Raw genomic sequence first — 22116 nt, 5'->3', positions numbered from 1 at the left:
GAGATTTTGTGCCAGATGCGGCAGGGTAATTTTCAGAAAAAAGTTGGGTTTTTGCAGCCAGCGGCCCAGCGGGCAGATCTGAGAAAATCTGTCTTCAGATTGACCAATTTTAGTCTAAACTTCAAATAAAATTTCAGGTGACTCCAGTTTTCCAAAATAGTGCCACTGTAGGCAGCTATCCCCAACCCCGATAGTTCTTGTTCATTCCTCATCTAAAATCTCGAATCTCAAATGGTATGACTCCTGAGTGGATGTGCTGTTTGCCGAGCATTCATGAAAATAAAAATATACAAAATATTACACCTGCCGGTGCGGAAAAAACAGTGATAATTAATCAGGATGCGAGTAGATTAGGTGTCAGTCATCAGGGGACAATAGAAGCAATGGAAATTCAAGAGCGGAGCCAGGAGCGGCGCGATCGCCTCAGTCAAATTTCTACGATAAAAGAACTAGATTCGTCGCTGCAAGAAGGTTTAGATTTTAAAGTAGCGATCGACCAATCGGCACTGGCGGTGAGAACCGACGCCCGAGGAATTATCAATTATGTCAGCGATCGACTGTGCAGCATCTCTAACTATTCGCGTATTGAACTAATAGGCAGCCATTTTTGCATCCTCCATTCGGAATATAAGTCTTCGGAATTAATCAAAAATCTGCTGTCAACAGTTGCCAAAAATGAAGTTTGGCAAGGAGAAATGAAGAACCAAGCCAAGAATGGCAGCGATTATTGGGTGCACGCAGCAGTAGTTCCGCTTTTGGACTTTAACGGGAAACCCTGTCAGTATTTGGCGATCGGATTTGACATCACCGATCGCAAAGCCGTTGAAGCAGCCCAAGCCGCAGTCAACCGCGCCAAAGACGATTTTTTGGGCATTGCGGGACACGAACTGCGATCGCCCCTGAGCGCGATTTTGGGATGGGTGCAGCTAGCTCGATCGCGCAAGTTAAACGAAGCTACCACCAACCGCGCTTTGGAAATCATCGAGCGCAACGCCAAATTGCAAAACCGCCAAATAGACAATCTCCTCGATTTGAGTCGGCTGCTGCGGGGGAAAGTCCGCCTGAACCTGGCTCGGGTTCACCTCCCATCTGTCATAGAATCGGCTATTGAGACCGTCCGCCCCGCCGCCGAGGCCAAAAACCTCCGCGTAGAAACACAGTTCTACCCGGGCGTCAGCTACGTTGTGGCCGATGTAGAGCGCTTGCAGCAAATAGTCTGGAACCTCCTGGCCAACGCCATCAAATTCACCCCAGAATCGACACCAGACCCAGTTGAAGTGCGGATCGAGCCTACAGAGTCGGGTACCTTGATTCGGGTCAGCGACAGCGGTTGCGGGATTGAACCCAAATTTGTGCCGCACATCTTTGACTACTTCCGCCCCGGAGATAGCTTCCAGTCGAAGGAACAAAATCGGCTCGGGTTGGGGCTCTCAATTGTGCGGCATTTGGTGGAATTGCACGGGGGAACTGTTTGGGCTTCCAGTCCCGGCCTGGGTATGGGGACGACGTTTGGGGTGCTGCTACCCGTAGCGCACAGCAACAATTCGCGCGACGATCGCAAAAGCGCGATCGGCCGCACCGAAAACCACGCGGAATCGGTTCCCAAACCCTTAGCCGGAAAGCAAGTGCTGGTGGTGGAAACCAGCGCCGAGATTCGGGAATTTCTCAAAACTGCCCTGGAAGCATTTGGAGCCAAGGTAACAGCGGTGAGTAGCGCTTGCGAAGCGATGGCGCAGTTGGAACAGTCGCGGCCCGACGTGTTGGTGAGCGATATGGCGGTGTCGGAAACAGACGGCTCCGATTTGATCCGCCGCATCAGAGCCATGGAAATGTCCGAGCAAAGGGAACTGCTGCCGGCGGTGGCCCTGACGGGAGGCGTCCGTGAGGAGGATTCGGCATCGGCCCTCTCTGCGGGGTTTCAGAGGCATTTGTCGAAGCCGGTGGAGGCGAATCTGTTGGTAAGCGCGATCGTCCAATTGGCAGGGATGAGTGAATTTGGCTGCTCAGACGAGGGAAATGTTGGGGCGATCGCCCCGATGCCGGACTCTAACAGTTGTGACGACAAAAATAATGGGGGACAATTAACGCCTGACAGCCGAGAATTACCGCTGTTGCTGGTAGTAGAAGACAACTATTCTCTGCTGGCTTACCTCCAAACTTTATTGAGTCCGTACTATCGAGTTGCGGTGGCGATGGACGGGGTTGAAGGTTTGGAAAAAGCCAAAAGTTTGCAGCCGAATTTGATTTTGAGCGACCAAATCATGCCCCGACAAAACGGACTGGATTTGCTCAAAGAGATTCGGAATACGCCGGAGTTGAGTTCGACTCCGGTAATCTTTTTGACAGCGCGATCGGGCATGGAAGCTCGGATCGAAAGTTTGGATGCTGGTGCTGACGATTATATTTCCAAACCTTTTGACGAGAGGGAACTGTTGGCGAGGGTTAGAAACTTGCTGAGAACCCACGCAGCCGAACAGCAGTTGACGGTGCTCAACCGCCAGTTGCAGCAGCAGAAACGGCAGTTAGAAACAGTGAATCGAGCCTTGCAGTATTTGGCAACTTACGACAGTTTGACTGAGGTAAGAAACCGCCGCTTTTTTAATGATTATATGGATGCGGAATGGCGGCGTTTGGCGAGGGAAGAAGCGCCGCTGTCTTTGATTATGTGCGATATCGATTACTTCAAACTTTACAACGACACTTACGGCCACCAACCGGGGGATGAGTGTTTGCGGCAAGTGGCGCAGGTTCTCCAGTGTTCGGTAAAGCGATCGGCTGATTTAGTTGCGCGTTACGGTGGAGAAGAATTTGCGGTAGTTTTGCCGAATACGGATATTGAAGGTGCGGCTTGCGTTGCTGAAAGGATCGCTCAACAGGTGCGGGGTTTGCAGATACCTCACGCGCAGTCTGGTGTCAGCGAATATGTCACGCTGAGTTTGGGTGTGGCTTGCTGCATTCCGGCGCCGATGTCGCAGCCTGCGACGTTAATTGCGATCGCCGATGAGTCGCTGTATCGCGCGAAAGCTGCTGGGCGCGATCGGGTTTCGGTTGCCGCATTTCTAGGATAATATAATAGTTAAAGGAGGTCGCGCCATGACACTAATATTAGATAAGCCCAAAGACCAACGGTTAACTCACTCCGGGATTGATTGGCAACAATTCAAACTAATCGAACAGGGATTCTCCGACTCCCCCGGCATTAGACTGTTTTATTTCAAAGGCGAGGTAGAAATTTTGGCAGTTTCGCAAGAACACGAATCATTCAGCAGGACGATCGCAGGTCTGCTGATGGACTACTTTGTGGAAAAAGACATCGAGTTTAACCCTTTGGGTAGCTTTACTCAAGAGAAAGGACAGGAAGTCTCAGTACAAGCTGATGAATCTTTTTTAATTGGAAAATCAACAGGTAAAACCCCCGATCTTGCCATCGAAGTAGTATTTACCAGTGGGGGAGAGAGCAAATTGAATCGCTACCAAGCCTTGGGAGTCCCCGAAGTTTGGTTTTGGGAGGATGGATTATTTGGTCTGTATCATTTGCGATCGCACGGCTATGAAAAAATTGCCCAAAGCGAAGTTCTGCCAGACTTAGATATTAATTTATTGTCTCGGTGCTTGCTGATGGCTTCTAGGATTGAAGCGGTTAAGGAGTTTCGGCGCGGGATTTCTGGGGTTTAGAGGAAAAGTTGACCAAGAATTCTTATTTTCGTAAAAAATTTAAAATCTTATTGCCATGTCAGAACAACAGCCCAATCCCGCAGAATTCAGCAGCTTTGCCGATTGGTGCTTGCACAAAAAAAGCCTTTCTCCCGAAGCCAGACATACTGTTGAAATGTTGTTAAATTATGCTGGGAATTCTGATATTAATGAAGCGAACCGCATACTGTCAAGTAGGAAAAAGAAGAAGCTATCGCTGGGCAACAATCAAATATCAGACCTTACGCCACTGCAATCTCTGACTAATGTGACTAAGCTGAATCTGGACAACAATCAAATATCAGACCTTACGCCACTGCAATTTCTGACTAATTTGACTAAGCTGTCTATGTGCAACAATCAAATATCAGACCTTACGCCACTGCAATCTCTGACTAATTTGACTAGGCTGTATTTGTACCGCAATCAAATATCAGACATCACACCACTGCAATCTCTGACTCATTTGACTGAGTTGAATCTGGACAACAATCAAATATCAGACATCACACCACTGCAATCTCTGACTCATTTGACTGAGTTGAATCTGAGCTACAATCAAATATCAGACATCACACTCCTGCAATCTCTGACTCATTTGGCTCATCTCGATCTGATGGGCAATCAAATATCAGACATCACATCGCTACAATCTCTGAAAAATTTGACTTATCTGAATCTGGACTCCAATCGAATATCAGACATCATACTGCTGCAATCTCTGACTAATTTGACTTCTTTGTATGTAAACTTTACACCTGAACAGAAGGCTCTCATAGAAGCCTATGAGAATTCGTGGGGAACTCTTGCCCACTCTACGGAACCCATCTCTTACCGCAAAGCCGCAGCCGCCCTTAAAGCTGGCTACGAACTCCTCGGTGTAGAAGCCCCTGAAATCACTTTTTGCAGTGGCCCTCACTCTGCATTAGTACAATTACCCATGTTGAAAAAATCTAATAATAATGATTTGATCGATCGACTTAAAAAACAAGTAAAAGATCCACTATTACCTTTGACATTCACAACAGAATTCCAGCAGCTATCTTCTTCATATTTTCTTAGATGGGAGGAACAGCTTAAACAACAATTAAGAGCAGATTTTTCTAACTATAAGAACCACTTAATGTCGATAGTTAATCCGAGATATGCCGTTGATGCTGTCACTGTTGCTGAATTTTGTGTTTCTGCCTTGGGCATTGTTTTGAAGCCAGAGGCACAAAAAGCTTTGGAATGCCTCAAACAGATTTTAGTAGAATGTGGCTGGATTTTGACGTTTGAGAATGTCTGCTATGTGTGCGATCGCCCAACCAAACTCTCCCTCGACAGCGAGTACCGCCTCCACGCAGAAGGGGAAAGCGCGATCGCATTTAGCGACGGTTACAAACTCTACTCCTACCACGGCGTAACTTTGCCCGAAAAATACGGACAAATTCACCCCAATCAATGGGAAGCTACCTGGATTTTAGAAGAAGAAAATGCCGAACTCAGGCGAGTGTTAATTCAAGGAATTGGTTACGATCGAATTTGCCAAGAATTGCAAGCAACAGATTTAGATACTTGGCAAGAATACACGCTGCTAAGAATCGATGCTGATATTGATGGCTTCGATACCGATGAAAAAGAGCCAATTTATTTGTTAAAAATGACTTGTCCGAGCACCGGATTCATTCATGCTTTGCGAGTTCCGCCCGATATACAATCTGCAAGGGAAGCAATTCGTTGGGTGAATTGGGATGTCGATTATGAGGAGTTTTCGGTGCAAACTTGAAGTTTTGGGGAAGTTAGAAACCTCGTTGATAAGAGTCGGCGGTTGAAACCGCATCTATACAAACAATGTCCGAGCGAGCGAGGGACTGAAGACTAATCTTTGTATTCTTTCATTTGCTGGCGAATGGCTGCCTCAATCTTAGTATCGAAATCCGGATCTCCCACTTTCGTGATGATTGAATTCGATCGCTCTTTCCGCCTGTCTAAGTAAGCTTGCAGTGCTGCTTTATCCCCGCGATTTTTCAGGAAATAACGCTTCAATTCTCGATCGCCCATTGCAGTATAATCTACTTGGCTCATTGTAAATTAACCGTAATTCATGTAGGGGCGGGTTTCACCAACAATCTTTCATTCACACCGACAATATCTATAAACCCGCCCCCACCCAGGCGACTTTCTCGAAACTGGCATCAATTATAGCATTTCTATTGTCGATCGCACTTTCACCCTCGAACCTAACCCCTGTCAGTACAGCAAACAGTTATGGAATATGGTCGATCGATCGCCATTGACGTTCCTGTATTACCAATGTAGTATATAATTACGGTAGAAAAGCCCGATCGACTTACCAAAACCAGCAAACAAAATTAATAAAAACCTATGCAACCAATCCGACAAGGCGACGTAATTCTCACCCCCGTACCGCAAATCCAAGGTGACAAAAAACCTCATCTCACCCTCGCCGAAGGTGAAGTCACCGGACATTCTCACCAGATTATTGAGGGGCAAGCTGAACTGTACGAAAAAGACGGCACCCTGTACTTGCGAGTGCTTTCGCCGACAGCTTTATTGAGTCACGAAGAGCACAAAGCGATCGCAATTCCTGAAGGTAATTGGATGGTGCGGATTCAGCGCGAATACGAACCCCAAGGCTGGAGGTATGTCGCAGACTAAGGTTAAAAAACTCACGCCAGCACAAGAGGCTCTGATTCGAGTTTATCGCGACAAGTGGAAGGCGATCGCACTTTCGACTGGCCCGATCGATCGCTCTCAAGCTGCGGAAACTATTACATTAGCTTACAGGGCGATCGGCAAACCAGCACCGGAAATCATTTTTTGCGATCGTCCCTACCAAGCCGCTAACATCATCGCCAGCCACGCAGACAAGCCCAGGAGTCACCTGCGGAGCCAATTAGAGAGCAAACTTCGCAGCGAACTTGAAAAACAACTGCTGACTTGTCTGCGCGGACAACTAGAAAACCAGCTAAAACGTCAACTGCAAAATCAACTCGAAAATGAACTTTACACCCAACTGCAAAGCCAACTGTGGAGTCCCCTGCGCGATCATTTAGCGATGGAAATAGCGAGCAAATTGCCGATCGATTTAAGGGGACAGCGGGCCCGGTATTTGCACTACACCCATCTCAACAAACAACTAGATAATTGCATTCAACCGGAATTGTGGGCTAGTGGCGGGAGTTTGTTAGATTTTTGCATTTCCGTGTTGAATTGCGCGCACTCCTACGGCAATATCTGGACAATTTTTCAATCGCTTGTCAAGACTTGCGGCTGGATTTTTCCCTATGACAAAGTTTGTGTAGTGTGCGAAAAGCCGATCGCACTTTCCGCAGACAACAACCACCGCTTGCACGCCGGAAGCAGCACCCGCCGTACAATTTGCCGACGGTTTTGCGATTTACGCCTATCACGGCGTGATTTTACCCGAATGGTACGGCAGGCTGCAACCGCACGAGTGGCAGTCTAAATGGCTGTTGAAGGAGCACAACGCAGAGGTTCGGCGAGCCTTAATTCAGGGCATCGGGTGCGATCGTATTTGTCAAGAACTAGCAGCCACAGAGTTAGACACTTGGCAGGAATATACCCTGTTAAAAATGGATTTTGAGGACGATTTCGACGCCGATGGGATGCCATTACCAGTTTTTTTGTTAAAGATGACCTGTCCGAGTACCGGGTTTGTTCATGCGCTGCGAGTTCCTCCAAATGTGACCTCTGCACAAGAAGCAATTCGTTGGGTAAACTGGGGAATTGAACCGGAGGAGTTTTCGGTGCAAACTTGAATATTTCTCTTTACCTAAAAGTCAGTTAGTTCGTCCTTATGAAAGCCCGCCAGGGGTTTAAACCCACGGGGCTTTTAGCTAAAGTCCGTTTTAACGGACTGGTAGTATTAAAACACCCCACAAATTAACAGCCACTATTTTATGAAATTGCGCTCTTACTCTCCTTAATTTATGTTTAAAATCAGTCCGTTGAAACCGACTTTCGCTATGTATGAAGCAGGGGTTTAAACCCCTGCCGGATAGTGCCGCAGTCGCGTAGAAAGTTGATACTAACGAATGAAAATTAAATAACTTACAGTTTTTATTGTTCTTGTGAGATGGGCGTCCCGCCCGTCCTTTCTAGACGGGCGGGACGCCCATCCCACAAATATGTGTAAATTATTTAATTCGCGATGCTTACCTGGAGCTCACTGGCAATTAAATATCAGACATCAAACCGGAAACATCTCATTTTAACAAAAATCATTTTTTACAGTGCAAGCTGTCACCAGCTCGCGACAGCACTACAAAAGTAAAACTGAGATGCTCCATAGGACGACCGACCTGATATAATCAATTAAAAATTAATACCCTTGCCATTAGATCATGACTAGCCCTACTGCAACTCTTTTGATTTCCTGTCCCGATCGCAAAGGGCTTGTCGCCTTACTTGCTAATTTTATCGCTTCCCATAATGGCAATATTATCCACGCGGATCACCATACTGATTTTACCGCAGGATTATTTTTAAGTCGTCTAGAATGGCAATTAGACGGTTTTGACTTAAGCATCGAAGACATGACAGATGCTTTTAGTGAACTTGCCAAGGATTTACAAGCAAATTGGCAATTACATTTCTCTGAGGAAGTTCGACGGATTGCGCTTTGGGTAAGCCGCCAAGATCATTGCTTGTTAGATTTGATTTGGCGAGAACGCTCTAAAGAAATGCCTGGGAAAATCCCCCTGATTATCAGTAACCATGAAAAGTTAAAGCCCATTGCCGAACAATATGGTATCGATTTTGAGTATATTCCCATTAATAAAGAGAACAAGGCTATTCAAGAAGCACAACAGTTAGATACTCTCAAAAAATATAACATTGATTTAGTAGTCTTAGCAAAATATATGCAGATTTTGAGTCAAGATTTTATGAGTAAATTCCCCAATGTGATTAATATTCACCATTCATTTTTACCCGCGTTTGTGGGGGCAAATCCCTACGAAAGGGCTTATGAAAGAGGAGTGAAAATTATTGGTGCCACTGCCCATTATGTGACGCCCGATTTAGATGCTGGCCCGATTATTGAGCAAGATGTTGTGCGGGTGAGTCACCGCGATGAAGTGTCGGACTTGGTTCGGAAAGGTAAAGATTTAGAACGGATTGTTTTGGCAAGGGCGGTTCGATATCATTTACAAAATCGTGTTTTGGTTTATGGCAATCGCACTGTTGTTTTTGCTTGAATTTTTAATTTGATTGGCTAGTGCGTTGCTCTAATTTTGGGGACGGGCAAGATGCCCATCCCACAACAAAAATGTGAGATAGGCATCTTGCCTGTCCAGCTATTTTTATAAGACGGATAATAAGCAATCCTGGAAAGATGCGAGGTGCCTGAAATAGCTCCTCGCATTTGATTAATCTCACGAGATTACCAGAAATAATTGATTGAAAGCGTCTCCGTTTTAGGGAGAAATTAAAATCAGACGATTCATTGCTCCAATCCTCGGACTTCCAGGTAGAGGTTGCTGTCAACTGTCAACTGTCAACTGTCAACTGTCAACTGAATGAAATCCGGGCGGATAATGTTTCGGCGTAAGCGCGATCGATCAATTGGCGAGCAACCGTCTGAATTCCGGTATGCTCGTAATAATTGGTAGTCATGTCCAAAAACGCGGCGACATAATCCAATTTGTCATCGGTAACATCGACGTATTGCTTGAGATTGCCTAAAACTGTGGCGGGAGTTAAGCCGCGAGATACCACTAAATTGTTCATCCAACCTTGGGCTGAGGCGAAGGTTGCTGTCACGAATCCGAATTTTTGGGCATTGTTGGCGCCGGGAATTAGGTTGCTGATGTTTTGAAAGGTTGAGTTTTGCTGCAAGGTTCCAGGATTTAAGCTGCTTAGGGTATTTTGCGCTACTTTGATAAAGTCCGGGCCGAGGGGAATTAAGCCATCAGCGCATACTAATGCAGCCATCCGCATTAGAGATTCGCTTTTGTATTCTGATAAGTAATTGGCAAAGCTTCCCACGTTGTCAAGGGAAATTTTGTTGAGTTTGCAGAAGACGATGAGCTCGATCGCCACTTTGACGCATAAGTCGATCGTTTGAGTGGTGTCAGCCTTGGGAGTCAGGCGGCTCATAAACGACAGAAAGCCGATTTTTTCGCCGATTTTATTCGCCATAGCAGTCGCTCCTAAGGCACTGTCAGCGCTGTCTGCAAGCTGGTAAAGCTTGACTGCGCCTTGATAGGGTTCGTTGGAGTTGGCGTAAAGCTCGATCGCCCGGGCGCGAATTTTTTCCACTAAAGCGCGATCGGTTTCCCCTGTGAGCGATCGAATAGTATTATCAAAACCAGATAAATTATTCCATTCTCCCGGAACCACAAAATCCAGGGATTTGAGCATCATCACAGTAATCCCAGAATCCGGCAAATTATCAACCAATTCCACAATTGACTTGCTCACAACAAACTCCTAAATAACCATATTTGATAGTGTTCTTCCAAATACTCCAACTTCGACAAATCCGATTCCAGATTTCCCGGCCATCTCATCTGAGATCTAATGCTAATAGTCAGATTGGTTCGTAGTGAGGACTTTAGTCCGCATCCAAGAAAGGACAGATTGGTTTGTAGTGAGGAATGCGAGTCCGCATCCAAGAAAGGACTAAAGTCCTCACTACGAACCTTGTAAAGTTTCCTTATATCAAATAAGTAAAAATGACCCAAGTGTGTTAAAATCGATAGCGCTAAATCGAAAACAATAAAATATGACTGTTGCAGTTAACAAAACTCCGGGATTAGCATCGCGTTTAGTAAATGGCGTACTCTCCATCAAACCTTTGGCCGCTCTAGCCAAGCACCAAGCGCGGGAAATGATGATAAACAGAGCCGAAAAAATCGGAGTGCATTGGCGAGAAGAAGCGCAAACACTTTTGTCCCGGAATTGGGATGCAGAATTGCTCAGCGTAGAAAATCCCGATTTGGTTTACCCGAAATATTATCTAACTTCATTCCACGCTTACGAAAAAGGTAATATGAGTTGGGAAGCTGCCACAGAAGTTGAAGTTGCAGCCCGTGCAGTTCATGCGGGAATTTGGCCAGAAGCGGGTGCAGAAGGCGATGCTAAACTCCGCGCTAGCTATCACGAAATCGTCAAAGCTCAAATTTCCCAAACACCGCAAGATATTGTCGATTTGGGATGCAGTGTGGGAATGAGTACGTTTGCGCTTGGGGATGTTTACCCGGAAGCAAAGATGACTGGGGTGGATTTGTCGCCTTATTTTTTGTCGGTTGCTCAATACCGTTCACAACAGCGAGAAGCGGAATTTTCTAATCAAAAATCTCCGACTTGGGTGCACGCTGCTGCTGAATCTACTGGTTTACCTGCGGCTTCTTTTGATTTAGTTTCTATTTGTTTAGTTTGTCACGAACTGCCACAAAAAGCAAGTAAGGAAGTATTTCGGGAAGCGAGGCGTTTGCTGCGCTCTGGCGGACATTTGACAATTATGGATATGAATCCTCAGTCGGAAGTTTATGCCAAAATGCCTCCTTATATTTTGACTTTGCTCAAGAGTACGGAGCCTTATTTGGATCAGTATTTTGGGTTGGATATTGAGCAGGCTTTGGTTGATTCGGGTTTTGCGGTGCCGACAATCACTTGCAATACTCTCAGACATCGGACTATTGTTGCTCAAGCAATATAGCGGTTTTTAGTTGACTGTATTTGAGATGCTTGGGTAGGACACGGCAGTGCTGTGTCCCTACTGTATTTTAATGTCAAAAATGTTGCGGTCAATGAGGCTCTAAAACTGGATGCGATCGCAAATGTGGTAGAATTAATACTTAGACAGCAGTCTTAGTTAGATCGTGTTGAGAGAAACCTAAAAAAAGGATATCATCATGAACCCGACAGCCCCCCCTCAAAAGGTCATTGATTGTTTGCAGGTTATTTTGGATGCCACAGCCTCAAAAAATTACGAGCTGTTTACCACGGTGGGCGATGCAGACTACAAAACGGGAATTGCACAAGAAATGTTCGATAATGTTAGCGATGAACTCGGTTCCCGCCTGCAAAACGGATATTCAATTAGTTATTTTGGTGAGTTGACACAAGATGGTTTTCAGATTTATTTGTGGAAGCTGAGTTTTGCAGATGGTGGAGATGAATTTGTGGCACGCATGACTATGAATGGAGACAAGGTTGCTGGGATTTTCATAGCATGATGTCAGATCCAGGTTGGTAGTGAGGACTTCAGTCCTCAGAAAACATAAAACTATGAGGACTGAAGTCCTCACTACCAACTTATTGGCACCCTTAAATTTATGTGATCTTGACAAATTCAAGCGCGGCAATTAGGTTTTAATAGAGAGTTGTTGTCATACATAGAATTATGGTACAGGTCAAAATATCCGGCTTGAGAGAGCATCTCCATCCCATTAAGCCCCAACTCTCTGATGTCATTAATTCCTGTGTCGTAGATGCACTCCAATATCCACCGGATAAACGTTCACATCGATTCTTTCTGTTCGACTCCTCTGATTTCTTTTATCCTACAGCGCGCACAGAACGTTACACTATCATTGAGGTGAGCATGATTGAAGGACGCAGTGTCGAAATGAAAAAGCAGTTGATGCGTTTATTGTTTGAGCGATTACAGCCGTTTGGAATTTCCACACAGGATTTAGAAATCACGATTTTTGAGAATCCGAAACACAATTGGGGTTTTCGAGGCTTACCGGGTGACGAACATCAACTCAATTATAAAATCGAAGTGTAGCCGATCGCTCTTAACTTACAACAAAGCGGTCGATCGACTGTAAAGCTCGATCGACCGCCAATCTCTCCCCTCAGTGAAAAAAGCAACTTCCGCCCTCATCCACCCCTCAACTGCTTGACCAAGTGAACTAACTCTGGTAAAATTAGCTTTTCCACAGCTAGTTTCACGCCATTACTAGATCCAGGAAGAGAAAAGACTAACTTGCCTTGATACACGCCTGCAACAGCGCGAGATGCGATCGCCCTAGAACCAATTTCTTGATAGCTCAAAAACCGAAATATCTCGCCAAATCCAGGTAAAATCCTGTCGAGCAAACTCTCCATCACATCGTAGGTAGTATCTCGTGGAGAAATACCCGTCCCGCCACTCAAAACTATCGCATCCACATCTTCGCGCTGGGCAAGCGCCTGCATTTGCAATACAATTTTTGCAGCATCATCTTTAACAACAGTGTAAGCTACCACAGAGTGACCTGCATCTTTTAGCAATTTTTTCGTTAACAAACCGCTATTGTCTGTGTCAGCAGAGCGCGTATCGCTAACAGTCATGATAGCGCAATTTACGGTTATTTTAGATAAATCGGGGTGAGGAATTTGCGTCATTGTTTCTTGTCGTAAGTAATCGGCAACCAGCAATCGGCTATCGGCCAATTACCAATTACCAACTACCAATTATTAACTATCTATTATGCCTTGCTAAATCCTAAGCCGTTTGCTTCCGAGTAGCGTTCCATGAAACGCATAAAGCGTTCCCAGTCAGCGGCACTTTTCATCAGATAAAGAGCTTCTAAACCCGCAGGTTGACCATTGATGAACTTAGCCTTAACTTCGCGAGTCAGAAGTTCGCCTTCTTCGTCGATCATGTACATTCCAGTAATGTCTTGGGTACTATCGTTGCTGAGAGATTTCGGATTTTCAAAGATAAATGTGGCAGTGCCTTGAGCTCCGCTTTTAGAACGAGTTAGGCGGACTTCGGGTACAGTATCTTCGTCTATACCCCGGGAGAATTGAATTTTAGCCATAATCTGAGAGTGGAACCTTAAAGATTGCTGAATTTCTTAATATTTTTATCATAAAACGATTTGGACGCTCGGAAAGCAAGACTTGCGGAGATTGTCCGATGGGGATCGGAGGAGAGGGGCTATTTTTTAGGTACGTAGTTGCCTGAGCCCTGGCTCTCTCCTTCACTATTCGCTGTTTTGCTATCTTCGTTTTTTCCGATATCCCCAAAGAGCGCTGAAGCGCAACTACGTACCAAAGAGAGCGCCCAAGCGCAACTACGTACCTTTAGACGATGTAGGGAGAGTTAATGGGCTCTGCGCGGTTTGTGGCTACCAGAGTTTGGTAGACGAGGGCGGATATCTCGGCGCGCGTGATGTCGCGGGCGGGGGAAAGCTTGTCGCGGGCGGGATAGTTGACTACGATTTTGCGCTCTGTGGCGGTGGCGATGGAGTCGGTGGAAAAACTGGGAATTAAAGCCCGATCGGCATAAACGCTCAAAGAATTAGGATTGCCGCCCGCCAACTGCAAGCCGTTTACCAATGATACGATCGCCTGAGCTCTAGTCAAATTCTGTTCCGGGCGAAACGTGCTGTCGGGATATCCAACCAAAAACCCGCCTCGATTCGCTTTGACGATCGCACTTTGGGCCCAAAAATCTGCCGCCACATCCTTAAAAACCGTCGCCTCACGGCGCGGCGCCAACTGAAACGCCCTCGCCAACAACGCCGCATACTGAGCTCTAGTTAAACTCTCATCAGGTTTAAAAGTGCCGTCGGGAAACCCGTTAATAATATTCATCTTAGCGAGGCGATCGATAAAATCCTTAGCCCAGTGAGTGCTGATATCGCTAAACTTTACACCTCCAGGTGTCGGAGTTGGTGTCGGAGTCGGAGTTGGAGTCGGAGTTGGAGTTGGAGTTGGCGTCACATTTCCCAACTCAAATAAACCTTTTACCCGCGAAGGATTGAGCTGATTTCCCAGGGCAAAAATCTTAGCTGTAGTAGCATTTTGCAAATCAAATTCGCCATTGTTAGCAAAAATATTTCCCCCTAAATCTTGAGCCGTACCAAGATCTGGCAGAGATTTTTCCACCGCAGTCAAACCATCTTCGGTATTTTTTTCAATGCGATTCTTCCGCACAACCGGCTTAGAGCTCCCCGTTAAAACGATACCGGAGCGATTGGCGACAATTTGGTTGTCAACAATCAAAGGAGCCGATTGAGCTTGTAGAGAAATGCCGAAACCGGTATTTTGAAAAAGATTGCGCCGCAGCACACCTTTAGCACTTCCAGCCATAATTACCCCAGCCGCTGAGTTTTCCAGAAATATGTTGTCTAGAATCCCAGGATTAGCAGTACCTGTAGCAAAAATACCTTCGCGCTTACAAAGCGTAAAAGTGCAGTTGGCCACAGTAGGAGAAGTTGACTCCATCCAGACTCCGGTACCGCGAATATCTAGATTGGTGACAGTTACTCCCCGCAATTCCGCATCAGTTGCTAGCAGTAGAGTGATATTTTGACTCGCAGCGGTGGGACTGACAAATTTGCCGCTTCCTTGAATTAGAGTACCGCTTCCTTTGTTGGATTCATTACCGATAACTTTGACTCCAGAGGGAATGTCTAAGGGAAATTGTTCGCCGCTGGCTGCGCTGTAAGTTCCCGCTGTTAGCTGAATAACTGTTCCTGATGCAGCGCGACTGATTGCGCGGGCGATCGTTTTGAATGGGGCTGATTGGCTGCCGGCTGCGGAATCGCTGCCTGTTTGGGGGTTAACGTAAAGTGTTGCCATGTTTTTGCTGTATGGATAATTTGCGATCGACTTTTAGGCAATTTTCATTCTGTACGAATTTGACTGCGGATATATATTTAGCTTTGATTGGGAAGACAGCCATAGGGGATGACAACCCCTGGGGGATTGCCCCTACAAAATACTTGATTTCTCGTTACCAGAAATAGCAAATCCCCGACTGCTTAAAGAAGTCGGGGTTCTGGGTATTCTATTTCAATCGCAGACAGTCGAGATTCCCTGCCCAAAAACCTTTACCGCTTCAGCCAAATCAGTTTCGCCCATCAAAATGCAGCGTTTTAGCAAATCAATATCCAGGGTTTCCAATCCTGACAATTCACTCTGAATTACTTCTTCATATCCATCTTCGCGGAGGTGATACAACCGCAAAGTACCATCCTCCCAAAACCAGATTTCTGGCACACCCAAAGCCCGATATTTTGGCAACTTGCTCAATCCACCGCTAGTATAAACTACCTCGATAGACAAATCGGGAATCAACTTAGGTAGCCCCAAACAAAACGATTTATCAGCTTGGGTTGAAACTTCTCCCGTTTTCTCCTGCGTCATTGAACCAGAAGGGTAAAACCTAAGGCCTTGCGCCAGCAAAAAAGTTGTCACCAAGTAACCAATAATTTCCGAAAAATTTTCGTGTTGGAATCCCGGCATTATAATTTCGATCGCACCTGCAAAAAAAGACAATTTTACCCCAGGGGAATCTTCGGAGCCCTTCTGGATTAACTTGAATTGCTCCCAGGTGCCATTGAGCACCACTCGCCCATCGAGAATTTCGCGATCGAGAACTTGTGTCATTGAACCGCACCATTATCTCCATATGGGAATTATAACTGATATCATCTCCGTTCTCAAGAACAGGCTTTCCGGCCTGTTCCACAAATAATTAGTTTTCTTGTGGGGTAGGCCCCTGAGCCCGCCCGCTTCAACTCAAGAGGTTAATTTGGCAATGCAAGATGTTTGCAAAACTACTAAAAGTTGATTCTCAAAAACCGCACAACTCGTCATTGTTTGTGCTAAAATAGGAACTTTCCCTTGTTTGAGAGAAAGTATAGCTTCCGGTGTAGAATCAAAGTCTTCGATCCAGCCGTAATCCTCTACATACTTAAGAGTTAAGGCATTGCGATCGAGCATCCAAAAATCAATCCCATACTTGTTAATGAAGCTTAGCAATACGGGTTTATCAGCCGTATATTGAGCGCGAATTAAATCGCTTGCTCGCTGCTGAAATCCGCTGTAGTAGCCTTTCTGATACGGCACTGCATATTCCTTTCCCACCAAAACCGAACGCTGGCTAAACGTTGGCAGATTATCGGCTTCTGGGGCGATCGAAGCAATCACAATATCTTGAGGTTGTTGCTGAAAAAATTTGTACAAAGCGGGCATTTTACCTTCTACATACCCGACTGTGGGAAATTTTTCCACTAAGCATGGATAAAGCACAACTGCGATCGCAATTATCACCATTGTAATTAGTGCAACTAGATTTTTTAACTTAAATTTTGTTTCGGTTGTTGATGCCCAGTTACCGACGCCATCGATAATTAACGTCAGGGCGATCGCACTTATAAACACAACAATAAACCTCAAGCTATACGCAGTATAGCGTCCAGGCTGATAAAGCTTAAAAATGGTAGCGTGAGCGGCAAAAAACATCGCCAAGGATGCTAAAAATAGCTGAAGCAACAGCCAGATTTTGCTATTAATCCGACTCGCTAACGGAAAAGCCGATCGCCTCCACAGCAACAGCGGCAAAAACAGCCCCACACAGTGAGTTACAGGCGTAAACAGCGACTTGGGAAACATCCCGCTACCCCTACCAGTCAGCCAATAATCTACCGGATTTGGACGAAAAAAAGCATTTCTGCCGTCGGCTGCAAATACGCCCATTTGCTTAGCTTCTGCTGCGGTATAAGTCGGGCCAAATTCCGATTTATCCAAGGCATAGGGCAGCATTACTAAAAAGATTATACCCAAACCTGTACTGCAAAATAGGTAGTTTGTGCGATCGCCCGACAAGCGCAAACGGCCGTTTTTCCAGCTTACCAGCCGCAAAACTAACACGCCAGCAGCAACCAAGGCGTAGGGAGGGTAGAATAATCCGATTAGGGCGATCGTCCCCAAACAGGGCAGCAACGAACTCCGCGACAAATAATATAAAAAACCGAGAAATATCGGATAGATAAAAGCTCTGGGCGTTGTGGAAGCCAAATCATCCGTCATCCACATATGCTGATTTAGTAGCAAAGATGCGATAAATCCAGTCAGCGGCACTGGCAGCATTTCCAAGCAAAGCCCAAAACAGTAATAGGTGGAGATTAAGCCGAGAAATAGCGGCAATATTTTGTGAAAAAATAGCGGGTGAATGCCGATGGTTGCAGCTATTTTGTAGAGCGTGGTGTATCCGGCGGGGGCGACTGATTGAAAGTAGTTAGCAATGAAATCGTTGGGGAACAATTGTCGATCGACAAACCGCATCATCCAGAAAACGTGCTGTCTCGCATCGTCTTGCACCACATACTCGGCGCTGAAAGCTTGAGCAATTCCTAAAACACCATAAACTGCGGCAAATGTCAAGCTCAGCATCAACCAGAATATTGTGCGCGATCGGGATTTTTCATCCACAGTCGCCGTCAGAAACTTGTGTAAGCGGGCAATTAATACCATTTGAGATTTGAGATTGGGAAAGAATGTGAAGGACGCACAACACGAACCAGTTTACCTTGCAAAGATTATGCTACTGTAATCGAAATGTGAATTCGGTTAACGAGTGCTTCCCAATCGCGATCGTTTTTACAGTAGCCACGGTTTCAACCGCCGAGTCTTATGGTGGCATATTGCCTCAGTAATGGTGCCCGTTGCGTAAATCCTATTAATTAACCGAATTACTGCGGCTGAATCCCGTTGAGAAACTCCGTTCTTGCCTCAATTATTGAAGGCATCAAAACGCACCGTACCAGCAATTCTAAATCCAACTCCGGCAAAAACTCACTTCTTAAAACTTGCTCGTAATCATCGTCGCGCAGCCGATAGATAGCCAACTGATTATTTGCCCAAAACCAAACTTCTGGGATGCGAAGTCGCAGATATTTAGTTAGTTTATTTGTGCTACCGCTAGAAATCGTCACTTCCACGGCTAAATCGGGATGCTCTTTCCTTGAACCTATATAATAAGACTCGTCAGGTTCAAAGGATACGTCTTTTGCCTGGTTTCTGCGAGTTGCACTCCCTACAGGAATGAAATTAATCCCTTTCTCAAAAAAGTAAAGTCCTATAAATATAGCCAAAACACTTTTTATCTGTTCGTGGTCTTCGCCTAGCGTCATAAACTGCACACACCCATCTAAATAAGTTATTCGCAAGCCTGGGGCATTTTCTATTAAGGTTTGTAGCGCCTCAAATTGCTCCCAAGTATAATAACCGGGTAAGGTAAAGCGTTCTTCTTTAACAATTGTTATTGGTTCTGAAACTTGTACGACCATGGGCGCAATGCTCCGAATAAAAATCAGTAGCCCTGCCTTAGTATAACCTAAATAGGGACTATTCATCAAAGTTAATTTGACGGTCAAATATTACTGCGATGATTCTGGGCGATCGCATATTGCCTCAGTACAGGTGAAATTGTGTAAAAATTTGCTTGTTGTTCAATCAAACAACGCCGGGATAAAGATTGCAGCGCATTTACCAAATCTGATGGGGGAATTCGGCTATTTTCTAGCAATTGGGTGAGGTTTATTGTATCGCTTGCTTTCGCCAACCAGGAGAGGACTTGTTTTTCTAGTTCGGATAGGCGATCGCACTTCTGCTGTAAAACATCTTTCAAATCTTCGGGTAACAATATAGTATCATCTGGTAATAACTCTGTGACGCATCCGCCCAACTCTTGAATCAGAGTCGCGACGCTTTTTAACCAGAGGAGATTGCCTTGGTAGCGCTGAATCAATGCTGAGTAGTTGTCGATGTCTGCTAATCCATAATCTCTGAGGATTTCCCGTGCGGCGTAGAGGTAAGACAATTGAGCTGGGAGGCATTGTTGATATGGGAAAAATTGAAGTAGGAAAGTGTAAAATATATGATGATGGTAATTTCAGATAGCCTGATTGTTGTTGTGCGCTGGGGCTGCGAGCCAGCGCCCTTCTTATTTTTTCAAACCAGAGCGATCGCCCTTTCCGACATATTCCCTTAACCCTCGCGTCACCCCAACCTCTTTTTCCACCGACAATCCGACGATCGATTTCCACCATCTCAAAGGGCACTGATTGCAGACTCTTAGCGTGAAGCGTAGCTATCCCGTAGGGATCTCGCCACAGCGAAAAAGGGATCTCGCCCTATGCGCTACAATAAACGTAAAGCTCATGATTAGTCTTTCAAAAATTAACATGATAAACATAGACTTACCGCCATCTGATCCATTCACAAACCTCAAAGTGACGCTCCTGCTAGAAGCACTGACATCCGGGCAAGTTGTGGCATCTGTCAGAGAGTTTCCAGACTGTCGAGTGAAAGCAGAAACACGAGAAATGGCGATCGCCCAAATTCAAGCTACCTTTTTAGAACGGCTCAAAAATATAGAAGCGATTTCCTGGAACGTGCCAATTCAGGGTTCAGAACCAACCTGGATGAAGTTTGCAGGTGTCTTTAAAGACGATTCCGATTTTGCGGCAATTATGGAATCAATTCGCGCCGAACGAACCTCAGATGATGACTCGGAAGTCGATCCTTCCTATTACTTGTAGAGGCGGCTTAAAGTGTGTCGATATATTCTGGATACCGATTGCGTTTCGCTGATTCTTTACAATCATCCCCAAGTCACCGCTAACGTCGCAAAGCATCAAGTTTCTGTCACGATTGTCACGGTTCAAGAACTCTTTAATGGCTGGATTGGCAGGATTAACGATCCGTCGATGCTGCATAACCTACCTACACTCTATTCAAAACTTTGGACAACTGTAAAATATCTCCAAACTATTGAGGTACTGGATTTTACAGCAGAAGCTGATAGTTGTCTCAAGAAACTGTTAAAAGATCATCCGCCTCTGCGGAAAAATCGCCTGCAAAAAGATATGCGGATTGCAGCCATTGCGTTGTCCGTCGGTGCTACCGTTGTCACCCGCAACCAACGAGACTTTGCTCAAGTTCCCGGCCCTTTCCGACATATTCGCTTAACCCTCGCGTCACCCCAACCTCTTTTTCCACCGACAATCCGATCGATTTCCACCATTTCAAAGGGCGCTGATTGCACACAGGGGCGTGAAGCGCAGCTATCCCGTAGGGATCTCGCCACAGCAAAAAAGTGCGAGATCCCTTTTTTATTGCTCGATCGCCCTATAAAAAGATATTGACGATGATAGTGGAGATTGGGAAAAATACGATCTATGATAGATTTAAGCAATTATTCTCAAAAACCTATGGAATACAATCAAATTATCACGATTGAACCTGGAAAACGCAGCGGCAAGCCGTGTATTCGGGGAATGCGAATTACTGTGTACGATATCCTAGAGTATCTAGCTGGTGGTATGACAGAGGCAGAAGTTCTAGAAGATTTTTCGGAACTCACTTCCCAAGATATCAAAGCTTGCCTTGCCTTTGCTGCTGACCGTGAGAGAAAATTATTTTTGGCATCGATTTGAAACTACTACTGGACGAAAACTTATCAGACGGAATTATTCACAGGATTATCGATCTGTATCCCGATTCCGCTCATGTCAAAACCTTGGCACTTACCAATACTGATGATTCAATTATTTGGGAATATGCTCGTGCGAATAATTTCGTAATTGTTTCCAAGGATTCTGATTTTCATCAACGGAGTTTGCTGTACGGTCATCCACCAAAATTTATCTACCTTCGGATTGGTAACAGTCCAACCTCCAAGATTGTTCAAATATTAAGAGATAATTTTGACATTATAATTCAATTTTGGAATAGCGAAGTAGAAAGCATCTTAGTATTGGCTTAATGGCCCTTTCCGACATATTCGCTTAACCCTCGCGTCACCCCAACCTCTTTTTCCACCGACAATCCGATCGATTTCCACCATTTCAAAGGGCGCTGATTGCAGACTCTTAGCGTGAAGCGTAGCTATCCCGTAGGGCGATCGCCACAGCAAAAAAAGGGCGATTATTCTGAGAACGCGAGTTTAGAGGCTAAACTAGATGTATATAATCTTAAATAAACGATATGCCTCTCAGCGAACTTTTACCTACCGTCAACCAACTATCCCATCAAGATAAACTTCGACTTATTCACTTTCTCCTGCTTGCAGTTGCCAAGGAAGAAGGATGCAGCTTAGAACCTAATGAAGATAGTAATTCAAAAAATGTACTCCTGAATCAACTAGCATCAACCAGCGCAGTTGTATGGTCTCCACAGGCAGATAGTGCAGGAGTTAAAGCATTATCAGAACTTCTAGTTGCCACCCAGGAATCAGCCAATGCTTAATCGTCAAAGATTTGCATTTACAGAACGAATTGATAGCCTTGGCCGTTCGAGCATTCTGCCATATTTGCCCATCACACTCTCCAATGGCAGCAACTCTGTAGAAGTGATGGCATTATTGGATACGGGTGCGAGTGTCAACGTCTTGCCCTATGAGATTGGTCTACAACTAGGGGCAATATGGGAACAGCAAACCGTTCCTATTCAGTTGAGCGGGAATTTGGCTAGCAGCGAGGCCAGGGGATTGGTTCTTTCGGGTACAGTTGCTCAATTTTCGCCGATCTTACTTGCATTTGCCTGGAGTCGATCGACAGATGCGCCGGTAATCCTTGGACACCTCAACTTTTTTGCGGAGTTTAATGTCTGCTTTTTTCGTCATGAGTTAGCTTTTGAGGTTTACCCAATACAGAAATGAAG

At 45.4% G+C, this 22116-nt stretch carries 25 protein-coding genes; 16 read left to right on the top strand and 9 right to left on the bottom strand.

Going from position 1 to position 22116, the window contains the following annotated elements; translation table 11 throughout:
- Positions 1 to 236 precede the first annotated feature (236 nt).
- The 3 genes from JGK36_RS22885 to JGK36_RS22875 are packed head-to-tail and all read left to right on the top strand — an operon-like array spanning position 237 to position 5461.
- Positions 237 to 3068, top strand: coding sequence for a diguanylate cyclase (locus JGK36_RS22885; protein ID WP_293197076.1), 2832 nt, complete (start codon positions 237 to 239; stop codon positions 3066 to 3068).
- A gap of 25 nt (positions 3069 to 3093) precedes the next feature.
- Positions 3094 to 3675: a Uma2 family endonuclease gene (locus JGK36_RS22880; protein ID WP_293176183.1), complete on the top strand. Its 582-nt coding sequence runs from the start codon at positions 3094 to 3096 to the stop codon at positions 3673 to 3675.
- Between the two features lie 55 nt (positions 3676 to 3730).
- Positions 3731 to 5461, top strand: a complete 1731-nt coding sequence (locus JGK36_RS22875; protein WP_293197075.1) for a leucine-rich repeat domain-containing protein — start codon at positions 3731 to 3733, stop codon at positions 5459 to 5461.
- A 92-nt stretch (positions 5462 to 5553) separates the two neighbouring features.
- Here the strand turns inward: JGK36_RS22875 and JGK36_RS22870 are convergent, their stop codons facing one another.
- The gene (locus tag JGK36_RS22870; protein ID WP_293176187.1) at positions 5554 to 5760 is read right to left on the bottom strand and encodes a hypothetical protein; all 207 of its coding nucleotides are present in this window, start codon (positions 5758 to 5760) and stop codon (positions 5554 to 5556) included.
- Between the two features lie 300 nt (positions 5761 to 6060).
- Between JGK36_RS22870 and JGK36_RS22865 the strand changes: the two genes are divergently transcribed.
- The 4 genes from JGK36_RS22865 to purU all read left to right on the top strand — a co-directional run bounded on the left by JGK36_RS22865 (position 6061) and on the right by purU (position 8918).
- Positions 6061 to 6354 carry a hypothetical protein gene (locus JGK36_RS22865; protein WP_293176189.1) on the top strand — a complete coding sequence of 98 codons (294 nt, stop codon included), beginning with the start codon at positions 6061 to 6063 and terminating at the stop codon, positions 6352 to 6354.
- Positions 6341 to 7165 carry a DUF6745 domain-containing protein gene (locus tag JGK36_RS22860; protein ID WP_366516569.1) on the top strand — a complete coding sequence of 275 codons (825 nt, stop codon included), beginning with the start codon at positions 6341 to 6343 and terminating at the stop codon, positions 7163 to 7165. The genes JGK36_RS22865 and JGK36_RS22860 overlap by 14 nt, the downstream gene beginning before the upstream one ends.
- Positions 7113 to 7478 (top strand): DUF6745 domain-containing protein, encoded by a 366-nt coding sequence (locus tag JGK36_RS33960; RefSeq protein ID WP_363319116.1) that lies wholly within the window; start codon positions 7113 to 7115, stop codon positions 7476 to 7478. Before JGK36_RS22860 ends, JGK36_RS33960 begins: the two co-directional genes overlap by 53 nt.
- Before the next feature lie 585 nt (positions 7479 to 8063).
- Positions 8064 to 8918: a formyltetrahydrofolate deformylase gene (gene purU, locus JGK36_RS22855; RefSeq protein ID WP_293176191.1), complete on the top strand. Its 855-nt coding sequence runs from the start codon at positions 8064 to 8066 to the stop codon at positions 8916 to 8918.
- Positions 8919 to 9231: 313 nt separating this feature from the next.
- On the opposite strand, the gene JGK36_RS22850 is transcribed toward purU, so the two are convergent.
- Positions 9232 to 10143, bottom strand: a complete 912-nt coding sequence (locus JGK36_RS22850) for a hypothetical protein (RefSeq protein ID WP_293176193.1) — start codon at positions 10141 to 10143, stop codon at positions 9232 to 9234.
- Positions 10144 to 10447: 304 nt separating this feature from the next.
- On the opposite strand from JGK36_RS22850, the gene JGK36_RS22845 reads away from it, so the two are divergent.
- The 3 genes from JGK36_RS22845 to JGK36_RS22835 all read left to right on the top strand — a co-directional run bounded on the left by JGK36_RS22845 (position 10448) and on the right by JGK36_RS22835 (position 12457).
- Positions 10448 to 11383: a class I SAM-dependent methyltransferase gene (locus JGK36_RS22845; RefSeq protein WP_293191146.1), complete on the top strand. Its 936-nt coding sequence runs from the start codon at positions 10448 to 10450 to the stop codon at positions 11381 to 11383.
- Positions 11384 to 11579: 196 nt separating this feature from the next.
- Positions 11580 to 11903: a hypothetical protein gene (locus JGK36_RS22840; RefSeq protein WP_293176197.1), complete on the top strand. Its 324-nt coding sequence runs from the start codon at positions 11580 to 11582 to the stop codon at positions 11901 to 11903.
- A 167-nt stretch (positions 11904 to 12070) separates the two neighbouring features.
- Positions 12071 to 12457 (top strand): tautomerase family protein, encoded by a 387-nt coding sequence (locus JGK36_RS22835; protein ID WP_293176199.1) that lies wholly within the window; start codon positions 12071 to 12073, stop codon positions 12455 to 12457.
- 95 nt (positions 12458 to 12552) lie between these two features.
- On the opposite strand, the gene JGK36_RS22830 is transcribed toward JGK36_RS22835, so the two are convergent.
- The 7 genes from JGK36_RS22830 to JGK36_RS22800 form a co-directional block, all read right to left on the bottom strand.
- Positions 12553 to 13059 carry a MogA/MoaB family molybdenum cofactor biosynthesis protein gene (locus JGK36_RS22830; RefSeq protein ID WP_293149586.1) on the bottom strand — a complete coding sequence of 169 codons (507 nt, stop codon included), beginning with the start codon at positions 13057 to 13059 and terminating at the stop codon, positions 12553 to 12555.
- A gap of 83 nt (positions 13060 to 13142) precedes the next feature.
- The gene (psb28, locus tag JGK36_RS22825) at positions 13143 to 13478 is read right to left on the bottom strand and encodes a photosystem II reaction center protein Psb28 (RefSeq protein ID WP_293149588.1); all 336 of its coding nucleotides are present in this window, start codon (positions 13476 to 13478) and stop codon (positions 13143 to 13145) included.
- 265 nt (positions 13479 to 13743) lie between these two features.
- Positions 13744 to 15246, bottom strand: coding sequence for a DUF1565 domain-containing protein (locus JGK36_RS22820; RefSeq protein WP_293197074.1), 1503 nt, complete (start codon positions 15244 to 15246; stop codon positions 13744 to 13746).
- 213 nt (positions 15247 to 15459) lie between these two features.
- Complete coding sequence (locus JGK36_RS22815; RefSeq protein WP_293191140.1) at positions 15460 to 16056, bottom strand: Uma2 family endonuclease; 597 nt, start codon at positions 16054 to 16056, stop codon at positions 15460 to 15462.
- A gap of 132 nt (positions 16057 to 16188) precedes the next feature.
- The gene (locus tag JGK36_RS22810) at positions 16189 to 17925 is read right to left on the bottom strand and encodes a hypothetical protein (protein ID WP_293197073.1); all 1737 of its coding nucleotides are present in this window, start codon (positions 17923 to 17925) and stop codon (positions 16189 to 16191) included.
- Between the two features lie 218 nt (positions 17926 to 18143).
- Positions 18144 to 18740, bottom strand: coding sequence for a Uma2 family endonuclease (locus JGK36_RS22805; protein WP_293176207.1), 597 nt, complete (start codon positions 18738 to 18740; stop codon positions 18144 to 18146).
- A gap of 83 nt (positions 18741 to 18823) precedes the next feature.
- Positions 18824 to 19273, bottom strand: coding sequence for a hypothetical protein (locus tag JGK36_RS22800; RefSeq protein WP_293176209.1), 450 nt, complete (start codon positions 19271 to 19273; stop codon positions 18824 to 18826).
- 364 nt (positions 19274 to 19637) lie between these two features.
- On the opposite strand from JGK36_RS22800, the gene JGK36_RS22795 reads away from it, so the two are divergent.
- The 6 genes from JGK36_RS22795 (at position 19638) to JGK36_RS22770 (ending at position 22114) form a co-directional block, all read left to right on the top strand.
- Complete coding sequence (locus JGK36_RS22795) at positions 19638 to 19994, top strand: hypothetical protein (protein ID WP_293176211.1); 357 nt, start codon at positions 19638 to 19640, stop codon at positions 19992 to 19994.
- Between the two features lie 12 nt (positions 19995 to 20006).
- Positions 20007 to 20600 (top strand): type II toxin-antitoxin system VapC family toxin, encoded by a 594-nt coding sequence (locus JGK36_RS22790; RefSeq protein WP_293201116.1) that lies wholly within the window; start codon positions 20007 to 20009, stop codon positions 20598 to 20600.
- Between the two features lie 66 nt (positions 20601 to 20666).
- The gene (locus JGK36_RS22785; RefSeq protein ID WP_293191190.1) at positions 20667 to 20891 is read left to right on the top strand and encodes a DUF433 domain-containing protein; all 225 of its coding nucleotides are present in this window, start codon (positions 20667 to 20669) and stop codon (positions 20889 to 20891) included.
- A complete protein-coding gene (locus JGK36_RS22780) occupies positions 20888 to 21220 on the top strand; it encodes a DUF5615 family PIN-like protein (RefSeq protein WP_293191128.1) in 333 nt (110 codons plus the stop codon). The genes JGK36_RS22785 and JGK36_RS22780 overlap by 4 nt, the downstream gene beginning before the upstream one ends.
- 221 nt (positions 21221 to 21441) lie before the next feature.
- Entirely contained in the window at positions 21442 to 21702 is a 261-nt protein-coding gene (locus JGK36_RS22775) for a hypothetical protein (protein ID WP_293176221.1), read from the top strand.
- Positions 21695 to 22114 (top strand): hypothetical protein, encoded by a 420-nt coding sequence (locus tag JGK36_RS22770; protein ID WP_293176223.1) that lies wholly within the window; start codon positions 21695 to 21697, stop codon positions 22112 to 22114. The genes JGK36_RS22775 and JGK36_RS22770 overlap by 8 nt, the downstream gene beginning before the upstream one ends.
- Positions 22115 to 22116 lie beyond the last annotated feature (2 nt).

This window comes from Microcoleus sp. PH2017_35_SFW_U_B (assembly GCF_020737865.1).
Classification (GTDB): Bacteria; Cyanobacteriota; Cyanobacteriia; order Cyanobacteriales; family Microcoleaceae; genus Microcoleus.
The sequence above is the reverse complement of the archived record's forward strand: the minus strand, read 5'-3'. Positions and strand labels throughout refer to the sequence as shown.